This window comes from Rhodococcus sp. 21391 (assembly GCF_016772255.1).
GTDB lineage: Bacteria > Actinomycetota > Actinomycetes > Mycobacteriales > Mycobacteriaceae > Rhodococcus_F > Rhodococcus_F opacus.
The window spans coordinates 255,782-274,829 of sequence record NZ_CP063782.1; the positions used below are offsets into that span (position 1 = coordinate 255,782).

Below are 19,048 nucleotides of genomic sequence, written 5' to 3' on the forward strand. Positions count from 1 at the left end.
TCAACGTGACCTGTGGATAACTCCACGTTGTATCGGATTTCGCCGAGGTGGTCACCGCTGCACTGGGCGCCCCGTCGATGTGGCGTCCGGTTTATGAAAGTCCATGAGTGCGGCCCTGAACCCCTGCGAAAACGATGTTGTGCCGCTATCGGGTTATCCGGCTTCGTCGCGGCTGTTGCAATGCCTCGATTGTGTCGGGCGCTAATGTCCACGGCATTCTCGGTGGGCGTTGCGCAACGGCTTTCGGAGGCACCGCTGGCGTTGCGTCAGCCGCATGCAATCTGTGGGCTGCGGCCGACCTCGTCCTGTGCCTGCCTGCCCGTGGAGCGCCGCATCTCACGCCGTGGTGGGATCAGCAGTGCGCACTGGCCATCCGGTTGCGCAAGCTGATCAGGGACCCGTTGCGTTCCCGGGAACCCGGGGAGTTAGTGAGGTCATCATGTCGGTCGAAGGCAGGGAGCGGTGGGATCGCGAATCCTGCATTGACCGCGGCTGCGACGGCCTTGTTGTACCGGCGAAGCGCGGTGCTCGGGGCTTTTGCCTCGGTGGCATCGGCGAGCTGACCCCAGGTCGTGGCCGGTTCGGTGATCTTGATTCGAGCCGTCTTCTTCACCAGCGGATCGAGACTGCTCTCCTCGATGAACGCCAGCAGTTGCGCGGTAGTCGGCACTGCCGCCCGCATCCCACTTTCATCGAGTACCTCGGTCATTGCGGTGGCAGCAACATGTTGCGCGACCTCGCCGTCTGCGGCACCCGTGCTTGCGTCAACGTTGCCAACTGCAACGCTCGCCTCCGCGCGATCGTCCCCGGCAACGCCCCGGTCGGCGTTGTTGACCAGCGTTGCATCGCCGCTGCCGAAGGCAAGCGACTGTGTGAGCGTATTGAACTCGGCGTACGCGGACCCAATCGCCTTGATGAGGACTCCGACGCCGTGCGTGAAGGCGAGGACGAGCAAGGGCGGGATGATCGCAATGAGTGAGGCACCCGTCGGCGAGAGTGGTGTGTAGCCGAGGTCAATACCGGCTGCGACAGCGCGAGCAGCTCGGAGACCGGCCTGATGTGCGTGATAGGCGTTGCCGAACACACTGATGAGCACAACGACGACGGCAAGGGACAGGAAGAATTTCTTCCCGGCCGCACCGCCGCTGATCTTGCTCAATGCAACGACCGCAATCGTGGCACCGAGAATTGCGCCATCCACTATGGCCGGGAATATCCACGCGAGCCAGTGTGGAATGCCCGCCTGTTGCGCGAGGTCTCGTTGCACCGCGAAGGACAGCACGAACGCACCGATGGTGATGCCCACCGCAATGATGATCGCAATGAGCAATGCGGCGATGAGGGCGTGGAGCTGAATTCGTGCGGCGCGGAGGTTGAGGTCGGTCATGTTCGGTTAGTCCTTCCGGTTCCGGGATGGTCGTTGCGCGCGGCCGCGCCGCGCCGGTCGCTGTCAGATTGCGGATCTCGCGAGCGTGCACGGACACCGTGGTGCATGCCGTTGCGTTGCAGTGGCGTTGCGGACCCAATGCGAAAGCTTGCACTCAAGCCCATTGGTCGGGGGTGCATTGCGCATATGTGGGTTGAGGATGTTGCGGGTTGCGGCAAGGTGGCGTTCACGGGTTGCCGCAACGGAGCGTTGGTAGTCGCGGCGTTGCGCCTGGTGTACGTGTGCGGGCGCGGTCGGGTCGAACGCCCTTGCGTACCTGTTGCGGCCGGCGGTGCGGGCGAAATGTGTGTCTTGGGGTGTGCGCCATCCGGTTGCGGTTGCATCCTGCTTTCTTCCCCGGCCGAGTCGAAGGGCGCAATTGATCGGTTCGGCCTTTCGTGGGTTTCGGGTCGTGAGGTGGTGGTTGCGCAAGGCGTTCTCCCGATTGCGCGGGACGAGTGCACGTTGGCGGGATCGAGCTCGGCGTGCAAAAACGGATAAGCGTTGCTGCTTGCGTGGTGTGCCGTCGGTCGCAATTCTGTGCCTAGGACACGGTGGCGGTTGCCCGCGTTGCGCCGTATTGCGCGCCTCGAGTTGCACGTCGGTGCAACTCGAGGCGCACGGGGATGGACTCGTTGCAACGACGGTCGGCGAAGTGCGCAATGGGCCGGAGCGGCTGCGGCGAAGTTGGCGCCTCCGGCGGGTATGCAATGCCGGGTGTCCGTGTTCACGCGATCACGTCGATCAGCCAGCGCCCGGCGACATGGGTGGTGGTGATCGTCTGGGTGAATTGCGTGGCGGGTTCGCCGGGTCGCATCTCGGTGAGCACGAGCGTGTAGTGGTTGTCGTTGGTTTCGATGGTGCGGAGGCAGTAGTTGGTGCCGAGTGGGACGGTGTCGATGCCTGCTTGGATCTTGTCGGCCGTCGGGAGCGGTGAGCTTGGTGCGGCGAGGGCGCGTGCGGCTTGGCCGGATCGGAGCACGTAGTAGGCGTGTTCGAATGCGGCGATGACCCCAGTTCCGGTCTTCTGGTCGCCGCGGTCGCTCTGGCACTGGTTCTCGTCACCGCGGGGTACGGCTGAGAGGCTTTCTGCGGGATCGGAGTTCGCCGCGAGGGTAGTTGTGACCGTTTCGGGTTGTTGGGTTGTCTCCGGGGCGCCTGGGGTGGTGTTTTCGGGCTCGCCGACCCGCAGTGCGGTCCAGCCGACGGTGCCTGCCGCAGCAAGAACCATCACGGCGCCGATGGCGGTCCTGGTGCCGACTCGCCGCTGCCCGGGCTTCTCTGATTTCGGCGGCGGGAGTGGTCGGGCCGGTGTGCTCGTGGCGACGCGCCCGCCGGACGACGCGGTGGTGTCGCGTCGGCCCGACGGGGTGGTGGCAGTGGGCGCTGGTCCGAGGGTGTCGATCACTGCCGGATGCCGGGTCGGTTTCCGCGCTCCGCTGTTCCGCCTGCATTTCCTCACCTGCGGTCCCTTCCGGTTTCAGCGTGCCGCGGTTTCGACGGCCGACAGGAGCGCGCCGACCTCTGCGGGCATCGCGGTGCGTAGGTCTGCGCCGGCCTGGAGCAGTTGGTTCCCGCCAGGCTGTTCGGCCACCCATGCTGCTGTCTGCGTTCCGGCGTCGACGGCCTGATCGATCACCGGTTGGCCGATGGCCTCGGGGACGGCGGATGCGGTGTTGTCAGCCCACTCGATCGCGGCGGAACCGGTGGTTGTCGTGGCGGCGGTGTCGACGGCCTGTGCCGCCGCGGGGGTGGCCTGTTCGACGAACTGGGCGGCGGGCTGCAGATCGACGACCGGCGCAGATTCGGGAGCCGGCACGGGTGCGGGTTCGGACGCCTCGCCAAGGTTCTCACCCGCCCCGTAGGCGGCGCCCGCGAGTGCACCTCCTGCCGCGGAAAGCGCCCCGACGGTGACGGCCGCCGGCGCGCCGAGCGCGAAGCCTCCGATGATCGCGCCGGTACCAGCGCCCGGACCCGCGAGGACTGGCCCGCCGATGGCGGCGCCGGCGGCGAGGCCGATCAGTGCGCCGCCGGCGGCTCCCACAGCACCGGCGGTGACCCCAGCTGCGGTCGCACCGACCACACCGGCGGTGACGGCACCTGCTGTGGCGGCGGCGGCCATGCGGTCCGAGCGGGTGGTGGGGACGCCGAGGGAGTTGAAGAATGTCGCGCCCTGAGCTTCGAGGATGGCGCTGGTGTTGTTGAGTTTGTCGGCCTCGGTCTTGGGCAGCCAGTCCGGGCGGGGTCCGGTGAGGTAGCCGAAGCGGTAGGTGTCTTCAGGGGCTTGGATCGGTGCGACCGGAGCGCCGTGTCCCGGGGCAATCTCGGGCGGCTGCTCGGGCTCGGGGACTTGCTGCTGCTCCCCTGTCGGTGACGGGGTGTCGTTGTAGTAGGTGGGCTCGGTGTGCGTGGGTGCTTGGCGGGTGGGCACGTTCTGGTACTCGGTGGGGATCGGGATGTAGGTGTCCCAGTCCGCGGTTGTGCCAGCGTCTTCGGAGCTTTGCTGTGGGGTCTGGGACGGCTCCGGGGTGGGGGTGGTGACGCCGGCCTGGCCACGGTCGCCGGTGATGCCGGCTTGGCCGGTGTTGTCGTTGATGCCGGCCTGTCCCGGTGCCGCTGCCGCGTTGGGGGCGAGAGAGATCCCTGCCGCGATGCACGCGGCCACGAGGGCGGCGGTGGTGCTCTGGCGCACGGCCTGGCGGTGGCGCCCGGTGTGGTGTGCTCGGTTCCTGGTGTGAGTCTTCGGGGCGGTCATAGTTCTTCCCTTTCGTGACTGGGTGTGTGCGGCTTCCGTAAGTGAACGGTTATGGGTTGGCGGAGGCACGGTTTAGGTCAGCCGGTGCTGGTGATCAGGTCGACGACGGTCGCGGCGATCACGGTCAAAGAGTCGGTGGTGGTACACCGCAGGCGGCTTGGGACGATGCGTTCCCCTCCGGCGAACAGCGGCTCGTAGGGCATGCGGAGTACCTGCACTCCTAGGGCAATGAATGCGTCAACGGTGTCGGATTCGACCATCGGGGTGTCCCCGGGGCCATCGGTGATGATGACCACGGTCCGGTCCAGTCGGCCGGGATGTGTGGTGGCGAGGTCGAGGAGCATGCGGTGCGCTGTGGTGGCGGCATCGCGGCGCAGAGGCACGGGCACGACGAGGGCGCCAGCCTCCGAGACGGCCCACTGCCAGCTGCCAGCGAGTGGGTTGTTCCCAGTGTCGGCGACCAGGATCTCGCGGTGGTGGGCGAGGATCGAGGCCAGTGCCGCGGCGTCGTCCCCACTTAGACCCACGTGTCGTGTTGCAGTGAGGTCGTGGTGGCCGGCGACGATGTCCTCGCCGGAGGGTTGCCGGGTCAGATGCCGGCCGAGGGCCGAGGGCCGCAGGTGCCCGGTGGCGGCCTGGTCGGCCGCGAGGAGCCCAAAGATGTTCTGCTCGCCGGGGGGTGGGACGCTGACCCGGTCGGCGAGGCTGCCGCCGCTCTCGGCCAGGTCGGCGCAGACCACGGTCGCGCCGCCGCGGTGCGTGGCCAATGTCTGCGCAAGACCGACTGCGATCGGGGTTTTGCCGACCCCGCCTTTGGTGTTGGCCACCGTGATCGTGGAGAACTCGGGGATCGGGCCGGCAATCGTCGCGGCAGCGACGCGCAGTCGCATCTCGGTCGAGGATGGTTTCGGGGACAGGCTCAGCCCCAAGACGGCGTTGAGTCGCCCCCGTATCCCCGTGCGTGCCGGTTCCGTTGCTCCCGGGATGATTCCGGGCGCCGCCAGGACAGAGACCGGTTGGCGGCGAGCATCGTATTCGGGGTGGGGCGCACTCCCCTGCCCGGCGTCATCGGGTGCCGAGTGAGCGGTGTCGCCGAGTGCGTCCAACGTGATGCTGACCGGTTCCTCCGCGATCATGTCGGCGTTTGCTGGTTCCTCACCCTGGTCGGCGCTCGTCGGGATGGGGCCTGTTGGGGCGGACCGGGACGCGGTTCCGTCGGGTGCCACGGTGACCTGGGTGCAGCGGCCGGACCGGTGGACGGCGACCTCGACGGGCGCCCCGGCGTCGACGGCACGCTTCTGGCTGTATTCGTAGATGCTGTCCTGGATCGACTTCCCAACCGGGGCGACCAGCTCGTCGCCGGTGCCGGCGACACGCGCAACTCTGTCGGAGACGATCTCGATGGTGAACTCGTGCATGCGGCTCACCCGCCGAAGGCGCCGACGGACGAGAGTTCCGTATCCATGTCGGCCACGGTCTTCTCGGCCTTGGCGAGGGCGTCGAGGGCGTCGGAGCGTGCCTTGCCTTCGGGGAGGGCCTCGATGATCTGACGTCGCATCGCCACGGCGGCCTTGATTTCCTCGAGGCGTCCCGACGTGAGTTCCTGCTCCTCGGTCAGCTTCGCCAGCCATGTCGGGACGACCGCCTTGAGGACGCGGCGCAGTTCGGCGATGACGGGATCGTTGGCGCCCTTGGCCGCGAACGGTTCACGCAGCACCGTGACGTCGTCCGTGGTGGGGGTGATCGACTGGGAGATGCGGCGGCTCATGGGTCGGGGTCCTCTCGATGGGTGGGTGCGGCGACGTGGGTGGTCAGAGGGCGTGCGGCGGCGTGCGGGTTCCTTGTGCTGCCAGGGGCGTGGTTCTCACGCGGTGGTGAGGACGGTGTCGGGTTCGGGGAGCATCACGACCTCGGTGGCGTCGAAGTGGACGGTGGTTTTCACCCGTCCGCCGGTGTTGATGGACAGGACGGTTTCGAGGACGTCGCCGGTGTCCTTGTCCCGCATGACCGTGACCGTGTCGACGGTGACGGGCACCTGGTCGCCGTCGTCGTCGTCGAGCAGGATGACCATTCCCTCGGTGACCGCCGAGGCCGGGATGGCGTCGGCGAAATCGTCGGCGCCGACCGTGTCGTGGTCGGTGGCGAAGTCGGTGAGGACGGACGGTTCAGGGGCGTCGCCGTACTCGCGTGCCCGCCTGGCCAGCGCGCGCTCGGATTCGACGAATTCCCGCAGCTCCGTGGAGAAGAACTCGAACGTGGGCGACTCGGTCGGTGTCAGGCCGTGCACGATCGCCTTCTCCTCCTTCGAGAGTTGGTTCCATTTGTTGGGGTGCGGATCGACATTCGGGGTCCACCACATCTGCGCATCCACCGGGGAACCGTCGAGGGCGGTGACCACCCCGCGGCCGGGGATGGAGGTGTCCACTTCGCGGCCGACGTGGGCATCGCCCCACATCATCAGCGCGCCGTCCTGCGACAGGTTGCCGAGCGAGATCCGGGTGCCGAAGTTGTCTCGGGCATTGCCCGAGCTCGACCCGAACAAGGAGGCGTCCGGGCGTTGCACCCCGAGCAGCAGGCGGATGCCGGCCGAGCGGGCCAGGACCGCGAGGTCGGCCCACGCCCCCAGCGGGTCGAGTTGTTTGATCTGCGCGCGGATCTCCTCGTCCTCGTCTTTGGCCAGGCGCTGCCATTTTCCGGAGAGGATGAAGAACTCGTCGAGCACGGCGATCAGCAGCGGCAGTTGCGAGGGTTCGATCTTCTTCACGTGCACGTAGTGGTTGCGGGCCATCATTTCCGCGTGCAGGGCGCGTACGAGCATCGCGGAGCGGACGGCGTCGTAGACGATGGCCGCGCATCCGGGGTAGCCCTCGAGTCCGTCGAGTTCGATCATCTTCGGGTCGACTCCGAGGAAGGGGATTCCGCGGCGCGAGGCCTCGGTGAGCAGGGTGCGGATTACCGAGGTCTTGCCGCCGCCGGTGGGACCGACGATCAGGCAGTGCGGTTTGTTCGATTTGGTCGAGACGTCCCAGTACAGGCTCAGGTTCGCTGCGCCGGTGGCGTAGGGCAGGTGGCGGAGGTTCTCGTCGACCAAGGCGAGGGGGTGGTCGACGCGGGTGGGCAGCGGTGCCCGCAGGTACATCACCAGGTATCCCTCGGAGGGGGTCCATTCGGTGGCCCAGGTGCGGCCGGATTCGTGGTGGCCGGCGAGCGCGGCGAGGGCTTCGTCGACCTTGGTCTGGAAGCCGCGGGCGCCGCTGTTCAGCGAGGGGGTGAACGTGATCTTGTAGCCGGTCTCGACTCCGTCCTCGTCGCGGGAGGCGACCGTGACGGCGGGTTCTTTGAAGATGGTGCCGGCGGACAACGCGGTTTGTAGGGCCTTATGGCGTGGTGAGCGGGTGTCTGGTTCGACGGGTGTGCGGGCGATCAGGATCAGGTCGCGGTGCGCATGATGGCGAACGGTGTGGGTGTATGTGCCGGTGCGGCCGGCCGCTCCGCGGACGGCGGTGGTGAATTCGTCCATCTCCTTGGGGCGGATGATCGCACCCCTGGGGAGTCGGATCTTGGCGCTGCGCAGCGAACAGATTCCGGGTGGGAACGCGACGGTAACCTTCACTGGCAGGTGCCGGGTTGTCTGCCGTAGCTGCGATTCGAGCGCACGGCGCTGTCGGTGGCCGTGCCAGCGGAGAATGTCGAGCACGCTCCACGCGGAGGCGAGGACGGCGAGCGGCCAGCGGTAGCCGTGAACCGTCGTGATGAACTGACCGGCTTGATCGACAGTGTCTGTGAGCGCTGTGTCGGCGAGTTGGGGTGCGTAGAACGCGAGGGCCGCGGAGGCGACCGTGATCGGGGCGAAGGTCCGGTACGCGCGGACGGCAGACTCGGGTGCCGACTGAGCGTTGCGTTTGTTGCGGGTGCCGGGGTCGGGGCCGAGCAGTTCGATCAGGATGTCCTTGAGCGGATCTCGCTGTGCCATCGCCCCTCCCCTTTCCGGTTGACTTGCGCCCGTCTCCGACAGTGGTCGGGCGTGTTGGATGCGCACACTGGCAGAGTCGGGTGATCGCGCTCAACGTGATCTGTGGATAACTTCGCTTGGGGGCTGCTCACGGCCGGTGCGTGACACTCCGCCGATGCGGCGCACTCGTGTCCCGGCCGGATGGTGCAGGCGCGCTTGCTCAGATCAACCGGACCTCGTGTCACCGGTCCGGCAAGGCCTGCGCCCGGGCGACTTCCGCAACACACAACGACGTACGCGAGTCGGGCACACAGCGGCTTCGCCATGCTCGACGACCCCAGCACGCATGCGATAGCGAGGGTGGAGGTCAAGAGGGGCTTCGCGAATCGGTATGCGACAACCCTCAGAGTGGCTTCTTGAGCGCAAAAGGCAGCGTGTCGAGCCGCCCCATAATTGCGCGACAGAGCGGTCCCGACACCGGATGATCCGACCGCCCCCACACGCGATTTCATTCGCTCCTCGAGTGCGATCGGGGACCACACCCGAGCGGTCATTGCCGCGCTGCGCGAAGCGTTCCGACGAACGCGCTCCATAGCGTGTGAACAGCACGCTTTGAAATCGATTGGCGCGAAGCATTTTTCCCAGGTACACTCCCCTAGGCCCGAAGGGCCGGGGAGTGACCCCCCGAAGGGGACGGTGTTTTCACCCGCCTCTCGACACGCTCGGCCGGATCGCCGAAATCCACCCATTCCGACATCGCCCCGACCGGACGGTTGGCGGCACGGTGGGAATGCTCTACGGTTCGGGCGATGTCCTGACCCGTCTCTCGCAGCCGGTTCGCGATGCTCAACTGCGTCTCCAATGCGAGACGTCGAGGGTGTCATGTTCGATCGGTCGTGGCGATGCGCCCGAACGTGGAGGCTTCCCGGCATTCGTCCGGCTCGGTTGATCCACTGCTGGATTGGCGCGCGATCAATTGGTGTGCCGGTTTTCCGATCGCGTGATGCGCTTACGCCCGAAGCCGAGCCGCGAGCAGCACACACCTGGGTGCCCAGACCCTTTCCGGTTCCCGCCCTACTCTCATCTCGCCCCCCACGATCGCCCGACACCGCCCCGGCCCACTTCGACTCGGATCGGAAAGTTATCCACAGGTCACGTTGATTCTCGCAGCGTATGTCTCCTACGTTCCCGCACAACCACGTTCGCCCATATCGGTTACGCACCCTGTTGGAGAGGCACCATGTCCGCAATCGCTTCCACCGTCGTCGACCTCGCGAGCGCTGAGCACCCCGCCCCCGACATCTCGATCGTTGCCCAGCAAACGGAGGTCAGTACCGGCGGGCTCAGGAAGTGGATCGAGGACAACATCGTCTTCACCATCTTGGTCGTCATCGCGTGTGTCGTCCTGACCGGTGGCCTTCGCGGGAATCTGTCGAAGGTGTTCACCGTCGGCGGGTTGACGTTAGTGGGTCTGGCGTTCGTCGGTATCGCCACCTCGGAATCCGCAGCCAAGGGCCTTGGGAACTGGGTTCTCGGCCTCTTCGGCATCAACGCCTGACACCCGCGACGGTTCCTACGCGGAGAAGGGAGCGTTAGGTGATCAACAACGATGACCTGCTGTATCGGGTGGACCGCCACTATCTCGGTCCGACTGGCTACACCCTGCCGGTGCGGATTCGGTACACCGCAGGCTTGGTGGGCGCCGCGGTGTTCGTGCTGGTGTTTCTGATTGCCCGCGCCATCCTCCACGTGCCGCTCGGGTTCAAGCCATTGTTGGTGATGGTTCTCGTGACCGTGTGGGCCACTACGGGGATCGCGAAGTACGTCACTCCGGATCGGCCGCTGCGGTCGGTGTTCAAGGCTGCTGTCAACGACTTGGGCGCCCCGCGTCCCCCGAAGCCCGGGGAGACGATCAGTGTCACCCTCCCCGACCGACTAACCACCGGTACGCGACCTGACGACGCGACTGCCCGTATCGACAGTGAGGACCCACACCGATGACCACGTACGACAACGACATCGCATCGCTGTTCGATCCTCAGCTCGAAGATCCGGTGCCGGTGATCCCGCCGGGAGCGTTGCCGCCGTCATGGGCTGCGGGACAACAGACGCCGGTTTCACAACAGGGCCCGCGGGCGTGGTCTGAAGTGCAATTCCCCCCATACCCGGTCGCCGAGGCGTCCGAGGAGGTCGACCCACAGGCAGAGGACCCCGCCGTCCTGGCCGAGGACACCCGCAAGCGGGAGCGGGGACGCAAGCGCCTTAAACGACGCGGGAAGACGCCCGCCGATCGCGAGAAGGCGGCGGCAAAGAAGCGCGCCGATAGTGCCCGGAAGGCGGTGCGACTGCAACTGACCGGGACCTCCGGACACATCACCCGCACCTCACGCACGTCAATGGCATGGTTTGTGCAGAAGCAGGGGCCGTGGAATTTCCGCACTACCGGCAAGCAGCGGCGCTTCATCCGGGACGAGGCGATGGTACTGACCAACCTGCAGCAGGCCGGTGTCGAGCGACTGCACCGACGTCTGGTGCGCACGCCGTTTCCTGTCGAGCAGTGGGCAAAGGACCACGACCAGTGGGCTGCTCCGATCGACGATGTGCCAGACGCATTGTCGTGGGCGGAGTACCTGCGTGGCCAGCAGCACGCGATGCTGTGGTCGAACGCGACGATCAAGGGCCGCTACTGGGGCATCGAGCTGCCTCAGCGATCGGTGCTCGGGATCGGTCTCGACTATCTTGCCCACACCCTCGGCTACGTCGCGAACTGGCCACTCGTGGGCACCCTCTCGTCCATGATCACCGGCTGGGCCGATGACGCCTTCGCGCGCGAGGAGGCAGCGCTTCTCGATCATCTCGCCGAACTGGAGCGGATCATGGCCGGCCGAGGCGTTAACGCCGCACCAGCGTCACCGGCTGCGATCGACTACCTGCTGCGGCGGTCGGCGACCATCGGCCTGCCATTGGCTGCGGGCGGCGCAGCGGCCGGTGCCGGCGACTGGGAAAAGGACGATGTCGCCGCCCTCGAAGACCTCACTGACCTGTCCCTCACCCCAGGGGATGGCTACACCACCGTCTCCGGGGTCGTCGAGGGCCGTCGCTACACCGGCGCGGTCATCGTCCTGACCGTCGGACGGATGGCACCGCTACCGATCCCGGAGCGGATGCTGCCCTGGCAGGTCATCGGCGACCCGTCAGGTGAGCCGCTCGAATGGTCGGATCGGATCGAGCTGCACGACAAGGCAAAGACCGTCCGCACAATGCGTGCGCTCACCGGAAAGATCAAGTCCCAGTTCGACCACTACACCGTCGAACACGACGAGGACCCGCCGAAAGAGCTGGCCGAGCAGCACGCCCGCGTTCAGGATGTCATCTCCGACGTCGAGGAAGACCACTCCGGGCTATCCACCCGCACCTCAGGCTGGTACAGGGTCGCCGTCGTCGGAGCGACACCCGACGAAGCACGCAAGAAGGCGGCCGGCCTGCGGGAGATGTACAAGCCGCACATCGCCCTCGAGCAGGAGCACGGTCAGTTCCAGCTGCTGCGCGAATTCATCCCCGGCGAGCCGCTCGCGAACATCGCCAACAAACGGCACATGGACGTCGAAGCAGTTGCCGCGGGCATGGCCACCGCCGGTGACCGGATCGGTGACCGCCGCGGGGTGGTGCTCGGGGAGACGTCGTCGATCGCACCGCGCCCTGTGATTTGGGATTGCTTCGCCGCGCATGAGATCAAGCACAAGTCCGGGCTGACCCCGATCGTCGCTGTGCCCGGCTCCGGTAAGACGTTCCTGGCCGGGATGGTCGTCTACCAGGCGGTGCGCGCGGGTGCCTACGGTGTCGTCCTCGATCCCTCGGGGCCGCTGAAGGAGCTGGCGAATCTGCCCGAGTTCCGGGACATCGCCCGGGTCTACGCGCTCACCGGTCGCGACTCACGCCCCGGGGCGCTCAACCCGTACCGGGTGATCATCGACCCGCGGCGCGATGACCCCGAGTACGACACCGGCCACGCGGACTTCGCGCGGGCCGCGGACCCGTTCGCTGCGGCGCAGGCGAAGTACGACGCGGACATGCGCGCCGCGGCCGCCGAGCGGGTCGAGGTCGCGGTGTCGGTGCTGAAGATGATGCTCACCGAACGGCATCTGCATCTCGAGCACACCGAATCGGTGCTGCACCTGGCCGCCAATCGGGTCGGTGGGGATCGCGACCACAATCTGGGTGAAGTGCTCGCCGCCATCAAGGCGATCGGTGAGACCGATCCCGATCAGGCCGTGCGCACCTGCGCCGGTGGTGTGTATCAGCAGCTGGAGTTGATGTCCCGACTGGCCGAAGCCCGGGTGCTCTTCCCAGAAGCCGGCACGGTCGGCAGTGGCATGGACGACTTCGACGCAGACATCCGGCTCACCATTCTCACGATGCCTGGCCTGCAGCTTCCACCCGAGGGTGTTCCCTCCTCGCAGTGGACCCCGCAGCAGCGGATGACCGCCCCGTTGATGCACATGGCCGCGTGGCTGGCGAACCGGCTCGTCTACGAAAAGCCGAGGCACGTCCGCAAGGTGTTGTTCCTCGACGAGAACAAGTACCTCGAATCCACCGGTGCGGGCCGCACCCTGAACCTGCGGATCGCTCGCGACTCGCAAGTTCAAGGTCCGCGCCCTGGTGTGCTCGCAGCTGCCCGACGACTTCCTCGGCCTCGACGGCACCGACGACAAGACCGCCCTGACCTACGAGGTTTTCGTGGGCGACGTCGGCGGCGACCCGCACGCCATCGACGGCGCCCTCAAGCTCCTCAAACTCCCTGCCGGGCAGGGTTTCGAGCAGTTCCTCGCCGAACTCGGCAGCGGCGGCGAGGACACCCTCGACGAGGACACCGACACCTCCTACCAGGATCAGGCCCGCCGGTGGATGGTCCGGATGGCCGACGACGTCGAACTGGTCCGGTCGAGCTGGGTCCACTACGTGCACCTGTCCCACGTGTTCGCCGCTTTGAACTCGAGTACCGCAAAGAACGCCCTCGGAGGTGCCGCATGACCACCACCCTGCGGCGACTCGACCTGCATTTTCGGCCCGCAGGCACTTATCGGTCCGGCAACCCCGAGGCGAGCCCGAATCGACGCCTGACGGGTCGGCTGGGGTGTCTTCTGGCAGTCCTCGCCCTGGTGCTGGCCCCGTTGCTCGTCGACCCGCTCTCCCCCGTCGCGGCGGCCAGCGGTTTCGCGTGCGACGAAGTCCCCGCCCCGGAGTACCCCAAGGGGGCGTTCCCCGGGGTCTTCGACGCGACCAGCCAGAACCGCCCCGACAACGGGGTCACCGGATACACCACCTACGGGTGGGCCGGCCTGCAGTGGTACACCTACGATCTCGGTTGCGGCATGGACCTGGTGCGCGCCCCCGGCGCCGTCACCGACACCGACTGGGGCAATAGATTCCTGACGATCGGGAAGTCCCTGGCCGCGGCCGCATTCTGGCTCGACGACCAAACCAAGACCGGTCAGGCCGCCGAAGACGCCGGGGTCGCACCCGCAATGGAACAGTTCGACCAGGTCGTCTCCTCGATCTCGAACGGCATGCTCGGCATCTACGGCCTCTGGCTCGGTATCGGACTGACCGCGGCTGCCTCGATCATGCTCTGGCACGCACTCAAGTCAAACGCTGCCGGCGTCACGAAATCCATGGCCGTCGGTGGAGCCGCTCTCGCCCTCGGCGCTCTGCTGATCGGCGCACCCCAGCAGGCAATCCGGCTCGCCGACGACACATTCGGGGCAGTAATCACCGACACCCAGAACGAGATGCTCTCGGTCTCCGGCAGCGGCAAAGGGCCTCGCGACGTACTGCTCGACGACATCTTTCTCGACGACTGGCGTAAGGGCTGGTTCGGTCCGAACTACCGCGACAACGAGAACCAGCTCGGCCCCAAGCTGCGCGATGCGCTCGCATTCTCCTACGAGGAACAGCAGCAGATCGAGAACGCACCAGATTCGGGTGTCGAGAGCGACCTGAAGGCGAAGAAGGAGGGCATCTTTCGCGACGACATCGTCAAGCCACTCAACGATGACTACGGACTGTCCTATTACACGTTCCAAGGCAAGGACTCCGGCCGCACCGGAATCGGATTCATGGCAATGGTCAAGGTCGGCATGCCGTCGCTCCTGTGGATCGGTGCATCGGTGCTGAAGCTCATCGCGCTGCTCGCCATCCGCCTGGCCATCCTGTTCGCCCCGATATGGATACCGCTCGCAGCCGCTCACGCGGGAACGCTGATGCGAGTGTGCCGGATGATCGCCAGCGCCTACATGTGGGGCGTGGCGGGTTCCGTCATCGTCGCCCTCTACCTGCTGGCCCTGGTGAAGTTGTACGTCACCGACAACGGGCAAATCGACGGGTCATGGCGGTTGTGGTTCATGGTCATCTTGACCCTGGTGTGCTGGTTCATCATGCGCCCGTTCAAACGGGTCTCTCAAACCTTCACCCAGAACCGCGCCGGCGCCCTCAACCGAAAGGCCCGTCACGCGCAGACCTCGATGAAGCAGAAGGTCTTCAAGGGCGCCAGCGCGGTCATCGGTGGCCCGGCCGGCGCGATGGTCGAGGAAGGAGTCGGTGCGCTACGCAAAAAAACCAAGGACGGCTTCACCGACGAAGACTCCGACATCAACTTCGCAGCCCCAGCCCGCCCGGAGGGGCGCGAACTTAACCAGCGTCGCCGGCACGAGGCCGACCAAACTCGGATCGCCGCCCACAGAAAGATGGACCTCCTGCAACGGCTGGCTGACTCACGCAAGGAATCTCAGGACGCCCGCCACATGAACCTCGCCATGGGCGGCAAGCATCGCGAACAGGACACCGCGAACACGCGCGTCGGCCGCGGGCGACGCACGGCGCTGCAAGCGCTCGAAGCCAGCCGCTCGGGTGGCGGAGCGCGCCGCGGTGACACCCCGAGGGTCAGTGAGACATGGGACGGCGGAGCGGGTTCTGCCATCGCACCGACGAGGGTCTTCACTCCGACCCGCAAGGACACCTCACCAGGGAACGTCCCCGCCGCGTCCGCGCCCGCCAGTATTTCAGCTCCGCCGCGGTCGAATACCCGCTTGTACGCGCCGTCGCTGACTCCCGAAGTGCGCACGCACCCGAGCGAGAGTTTCACCTGATGGCCCGCCCCGCAGGCAACCCGGTCCTCGCCCCGATCCGCCGGTGGGTGCTGTACTCGCGCACCAACCTAATGATCAGCATGGCCGCCATTCTCGCCGTTCTATTCGTTGCGGGCACCGTATTCGGGGAATCCCCTCCTACAAGCCATACGCCGAGTACCGCGGCGGTGACCGGTGCACCGACGACGACTCCTGCACAAGGAAACGAGGTCACCTACGACCTCATCGAGGTGACCGAGTCGGCCATCGCAGGCCTAACGACGGCCGCGGCCGGGAAGAGCGCGCCCGCCACAGCGATGGCTTATGCGCACAGCTACGTGGACATCACACAGTCGAATACCGAGTGGAGAACCAAACTCGGCCGGTACACCATCGACACCCCCGGTGACACGATCGTCGTCGCACGTCCACAGGTGCCCGTCGCGATCACCGGGCCCACGACTAGTGAGACGGTCACTGGCGCCGGTGGCGCGCGGCGGGCAGAGGTCACCATCCCCACTCAGGCCGGCGACCTGCGCGTGTCCGTGCAGGTGGCCGAGTCCCCGAGCGGGGCGAAATGGCAGGTCCAGAACCCGTTTCCCACTCTCGACCGCGACGAGGTCAGCAAACTCGGCGCCGCGCCGACCCTAGTGAGTGTCCCCTCAACCTCCTCGCACTCGACCACGCCCCAGACTGCAACGCAGCCGATCACCAGCCAGCCGAAACCGTCGACGACGACCTCGGCCCCCGAATCTGTCACCGCACCGCCAGCGATGTCCGAGCCCGAACCGACACCCGTGCCGGTGCCCGTTCCAGAGCCCGGGCCTATCCCGATCCCCGAACTCGACACCCCGATCCCGGGAGCCCTGTGACACTTCGCCAGCGCGGGACAGCGCTGCTACTCGCGGCCGCAGCCACCACAGTCGTCAGCACGACGGCCTGCGCCCCCCAGCCGGTCATCCCCCACGATGGATGCGAGGCAACCTCCACCGATAGCGATCCGGGCACGCCCGCCGGTGGTCAGCTGCGCGCCTCCGGACCGATCACTGCACCGACGAGGGCCGGGACCACCACGTTCACCTCCGGCTTCGGGCCACGGTGGGGTACCGAACACCAGGGCGTCGACTTCGCCGGTCCCATCGGCACCCCGATCTATGCAGCCCTCGACGGCCTCGTCGTCCGTTCCGGCACCGCCACCGGATTCGGACACTGGATCGTCATCGACTCCCTCGTCGGCGACACACCGGTCTCCACCGTCTACGGACACATGTTCACCGACGGGCTAATCGCCCGCGAAGGCCAACAGGTCAGGGCCGGTGACCACATCGCCACCATCGGCGACGACGGCCAAAGCACCGGCGCCCACCTGCATTTCGAGTACTGGGAAGGCGGCCGTTTCCAAGGCGGCACCGCCGTGGACCCGATGATCAAACTGGGCAGCACGGCCTCACCTCCTGGCGCGCCGGACGGCGCGGACGTGCGGCTGGCCTCCTTGTCGTCGCCGATCAACTGCGCGGGCTTCGGGACCGTCGGCGGCGGTGAGCTGGCCGCCGGCTCGGTGCCGGCCGAATTCGATCCGTGGATCCGCAAGGCCGGCAGCATCTGCCCCGGCATTCGGCCCCCGGTCCTGTCCTCGCAGCTCCACGCCGAGAATCAGTTCAGGCACGGCGCCAACGCCCCCACCTCCCCCTCCGGTGCTCTCGGACCTGCACAGTTCATGCCCGGAACCTGGGCGACCTGGGGCAAGGACTACGACGGCGATGGCAAGGTCGACCCCAATTCGATCGGCGACGCCGTCATGGCTCAGGGGCATTTCATGTGCGCGCTCAACAACCAGGTCAACGCCGCGCTCGCGGTCGGCACCGTCATGGGAGACCCGGTCGAGCTGTCACTGGCCGCGTACAACGCAGGCTTCGGTGCGGTGCAGGCTCACCGCGGCATCCCCCCATACGCTGAGACCCAGAACTACGTCGCAAAGATCATCCTCGGCCAGGCCAAGTACACCTCCCTGAGTTCCACCGGCCGCCTGGTCCCGAACGGATCGAAAGACGGCGGCCAGGTCGTCGCGGCCGCCCGGCAGTACCTCGGCACCCCGTATGTCTGGGGTGGAGGTAGCACCGGCGGACCGTCCGGCGGGGGCTTCGATTGTTCCGGCCTGACCAGCTACGCCATCTTCACCGGCAGCGGCGGCAAGGTCACACTGCCACGCACTTCGGAGCAGCAGTGGACCGTTGGCACCGAGATTCCCATCGATCAGGCCCAACCGGGTGATCTCGTGTTCGGATCCTGGGCCGGGTCTGGGCCGGGTCACGTCGGCATCGCCCTTGGTGGCGGACGCATGATCCACGCCCCGACCACCGGCGACGTCGTGAAGGAAGCGCCGCTGATGGGCGGGATGAAAGCACGGAGGGTGATGTGATGAGTGAACTGCCCGCAACTGAAGGAGGACCGAGATGAGCGTGCGCCGATTCCTGGCCGTGGTCGTGATCCTGGGTGCCCTGGTCGCCATCCTCGTATATGCGTGCCGGCCGACCCAACAGGACCCGCAGACGTCGCCTCTAGAAACGTCGTTGTCGGCGGCCGCGGCACCACCGGCAGCCACAGCACCACTTACGACCTTTGCGCCCGTACCTCCACCAACCACGGCGGCGCCAGCTCCGGACGCCGACGTGGCGGAAGACGTCGCCCGCCAGGCCCTATCGGTCGCGTTCACTTGGTACCCGGCCACCGACCAGTCCCCCAACGACGGCTTCGTGCGGGCCCGACAGTGGCTGACCGACAGGCTCGCAGCGCAAGTGGCCATTCCAGTCACGCCCGAACGCGGTCCCGGCGTGCAATGGGGACAGTGGGCCACCACGAACGCAAAGGTCGTCGCCGACGTGCTGATCGGCTGCTCCGGCTGCCCTCCCGATACCGACACCCTCATCCACCGCGTCGCCACCATCCACCAGACCGCGATCACCGGGGACAACGCCGTCCCTGTTAACCCCAACACCATCGTCTGGGTCACGCTTACCAAGACAGGGGGCAACTGGCTCATCGACACCATCCGGTACTGAACGCAGTAACCACCGCATCGAGTTCGACAAAGCCGTAATGCGGCAACAGGAGGGGAACCAAAATGTCCAGCAGCCGTGCACTCGCCGGGCTCGCGCTCATCGCCATGATCGCCGCGACCCTTGCCGCATGCTCAGGCTCGTCGAGCGATGACACTCGGCCCGGCAGCGTCACGCCCGCCGAATCGTCCGGCGGATCCGACGGGTGGGACGGCAACATCGCCATCGGCGTCGGCAACCGCAAAGGCATCGACCTCGTGACCCTTCCTACCCCGGACCAGGTCGACGTCGAGTGCCACGGCGAGGGCGACAACCTCACCATCGACATCGCCGCACCGAACGGGTGGCACGCTACCCTCACCCACGGATCCCAAACCGTCACGATCGAGAACGAGAGCCTCAACTACCCAGCACACGACTTCGCCGAATCCCCGGGAGCGATCGAGGCCGTCAGCAAAACACGACCGAAGGGCAGCACCAAGCAATTTCCTCTCGGCATTACCTGGGACAAGCCATCGGTCGGAGAAGTCGAAATTCAGGTCGACGACGACACTCCGCCCCACTGGATCGTGAACTCGCCGTATGACGAACTCGACATCTACATGCATCTCAACTGCAATGGGTAACGGAGATTTCGACTCGCCGAAGCATCAATTTCTCACATTTGCCACACCCCGTATTGCGAGTCGGCACGTATTGCAGTTGGGGGGCACCACGCGTGCCGGGCGAACCGGC

At 66.6% G+C, this 19,048-nt stretch carries 13 protein-coding genes; 7 read left to right on the forward strand and 6 right to left on the reverse strand.

The features are described 5' to 3' along the window. Positions 1-352: 352 nt before the first annotated feature. From GO592_RS35875 to GO592_RS35900, 6 genes are all read right to left on the reverse strand, one after another. Positions 353-1,387, reverse strand: coding sequence for a DUF2637 domain-containing protein (locus GO592_RS35875; RefSeq protein ID WP_011599425.1), 1,035 nt, complete (start codon positions 1,385-1,387; stop codon positions 353-355). 766 nt (positions 1,388-2,153) lie between these two features. Beyond that, a complete protein-coding gene (locus GO592_RS35880; protein ID WP_041813209.1) occupies positions 2,154-2,834 on the reverse strand; it encodes a hypothetical protein in 681 nt (226 codons plus the stop codon). Positions 2,835-2,906: 72 nt separating this feature from the next. Further along, positions 2,907-4,181 carry a hypothetical protein gene (locus tag GO592_RS35885; RefSeq protein WP_011599422.1) on the reverse strand — a complete coding sequence of 425 codons (1,275 nt, stop codon included), beginning with the start codon at positions 4,179-4,181 and terminating at the stop codon, positions 2,907-2,909. Positions 4,182-4,258: 77 nt separating this feature from the next. Next, positions 4,259-5,599, reverse strand: a complete 1,341-nt coding sequence (locus GO592_RS35890) for a nucleotide-binding protein (RefSeq protein WP_011599421.1) — start codon at positions 5,597-5,599, stop codon at positions 4,259-4,261. Between the two features lie 5 nt (positions 5,600-5,604). Continuing rightward, on the reverse strand, positions 5,605-5,949 hold the full coding sequence (locus GO592_RS35895) for a hypothetical protein (protein ID WP_011599420.1): 345 nt from the start codon (positions 5,947-5,949) through the stop codon (positions 5,605-5,607). A gap of 96 nt (positions 5,950-6,045) precedes the next feature. Continuing rightward, positions 6,046-8,154 carry an FtsK/SpoIIIE domain-containing protein gene (locus tag GO592_RS35900; protein WP_041813204.1) on the reverse strand — a complete coding sequence of 703 codons (2,109 nt, stop codon included), beginning with the start codon at positions 8,152-8,154 and terminating at the stop codon, positions 6,046-6,048. A gap of 1,219 nt (positions 8,155-9,373) precedes the next feature. On the opposite strand from GO592_RS35900, the gene GO592_RS35905 reads away from it, so the two are divergent. The 7 genes from GO592_RS35905 (at position 9,374) to GO592_RS35940 (ending at position 18,939) form a co-directional block, all read left to right on the forward strand. Further along, positions 9,374-9,691, forward strand: coding sequence for a hypothetical protein (locus GO592_RS35905; protein WP_011599417.1), 318 nt, complete (start codon positions 9,374-9,376; stop codon positions 9,689-9,691). 38 nt (positions 9,692-9,729) lie between these two features. Next, the gene (locus tag GO592_RS35910; protein ID WP_011599416.1) at positions 9,730-10,134 is read left to right on the forward strand and encodes a hypothetical protein; all 405 of its coding nucleotides are present in this window, start codon (positions 9,730-9,732) and stop codon (positions 10,132-10,134) included. Then, positions 10,131-15,278, forward strand: a complete 5,148-nt coding sequence (locus GO592_RS46730; RefSeq protein WP_443218443.1) for a hypothetical protein — start codon at positions 10,131-10,133, stop codon at positions 15,276-15,278. Before GO592_RS35910 ends, GO592_RS46730 begins: the two co-directional genes overlap by 4 nt. After that, positions 15,278-16,129 (forward strand): hypothetical protein, encoded by an 852-nt coding sequence (locus GO592_RS35925; protein WP_011599413.1) that lies wholly within the window; start codon positions 15,278-15,280, stop codon positions 16,127-16,129. The genes GO592_RS46730 and GO592_RS35925 overlap by 1 nt, the downstream gene beginning before the upstream one ends. Beyond that, positions 16,126-17,676 carry a peptidoglycan DD-metalloendopeptidase family protein gene (locus tag GO592_RS35930; protein WP_011599412.1) on the forward strand — a complete coding sequence of 517 codons (1,551 nt, stop codon included), beginning with the start codon at positions 16,126-16,128 and terminating at the stop codon, positions 17,674-17,676. The genes GO592_RS35925 and GO592_RS35930 overlap by 4 nt, the downstream gene beginning before the upstream one ends. Positions 17,677-17,710: 34 nt before the next feature. Continuing rightward, complete coding sequence (locus tag GO592_RS35935) at positions 17,711-18,316, forward strand: hypothetical protein (protein WP_011599411.1); 606 nt, start codon at positions 17,711-17,713, stop codon at positions 18,314-18,316. A gap of 62 nt (positions 18,317-18,378) precedes the next feature. Then, a complete protein-coding gene (locus tag GO592_RS35940) occupies positions 18,379-18,939 on the forward strand; it encodes a hypothetical protein (RefSeq protein WP_011599410.1) in 561 nt (186 codons plus the stop codon). The last annotated feature ends 109 nt before the right edge of the window (positions 18,940-19,048 follow it).

Excerpts from the sequence above, each read along its gene's own strand:
- GO592_RS35875 (WP_011599425.1), bottom strand. The coding sequence starts at position 1,387 with ATGACCGACCTCAACCTCCGCGCCGCACGAATTCAGCTCCACGCCCTC.
- GO592_RS35885 (WP_011599422.1), bottom strand. The coding sequence starts at position 4,181 with ATGACCGCCCCGAAGACTCACACCAGGAACCGAGCACACCACACCGGG.
- GO592_RS35890 (WP_011599421.1), bottom strand. The coding sequence starts at position 5,599 with ATGCACGAGTTCACCATCGAGATCGTCTCCGACAGAGTTGCGCGTGTC.
- GO592_RS35895 (WP_011599420.1), bottom strand. The coding sequence starts at position 5,949 with ATGAGCCGCCGCATCTCCCAGTCGATCACCCCCACCACGGACGACGTC.
- GO592_RS35900 (WP_041813204.1), bottom strand. The coding sequence starts at position 8,154 with ATGGCACAGCGAGATCCGCTCAAGGACATCCTGATCGAACTGCTCGGC.
- GO592_RS35905 (WP_011599417.1), top strand. The coding sequence starts at position 9,374 with ATGTCCGCAATCGCTTCCACCGTCGTCGACCTCGCGAGCGCTGAGCAC.
- GO592_RS46730 (WP_443218443.1), top strand. The coding sequence starts at position 10,131 with ATGACCACGTACGACAACGACATCGCATCGCTGTTCGATCCTCAGCTC.
- GO592_RS35925 (WP_011599413.1), top strand. The coding sequence starts at position 15,278 with ATGGCCCGCCCCGCAGGCAACCCGGTCCTCGCCCCGATCCGCCGGTGG.
- GO592_RS35935 (WP_011599411.1), top strand. The coding sequence starts at position 17,711 with ATGAGCGTGCGCCGATTCCTGGCCGTGGTCGTGATCCTGGGTGCCCTG.
- GO592_RS35940 (WP_011599410.1), top strand. The coding sequence starts at position 18,379 with ATGTCCAGCAGCCGTGCACTCGCCGGGCTCGCGCTCATCGCCATGATC.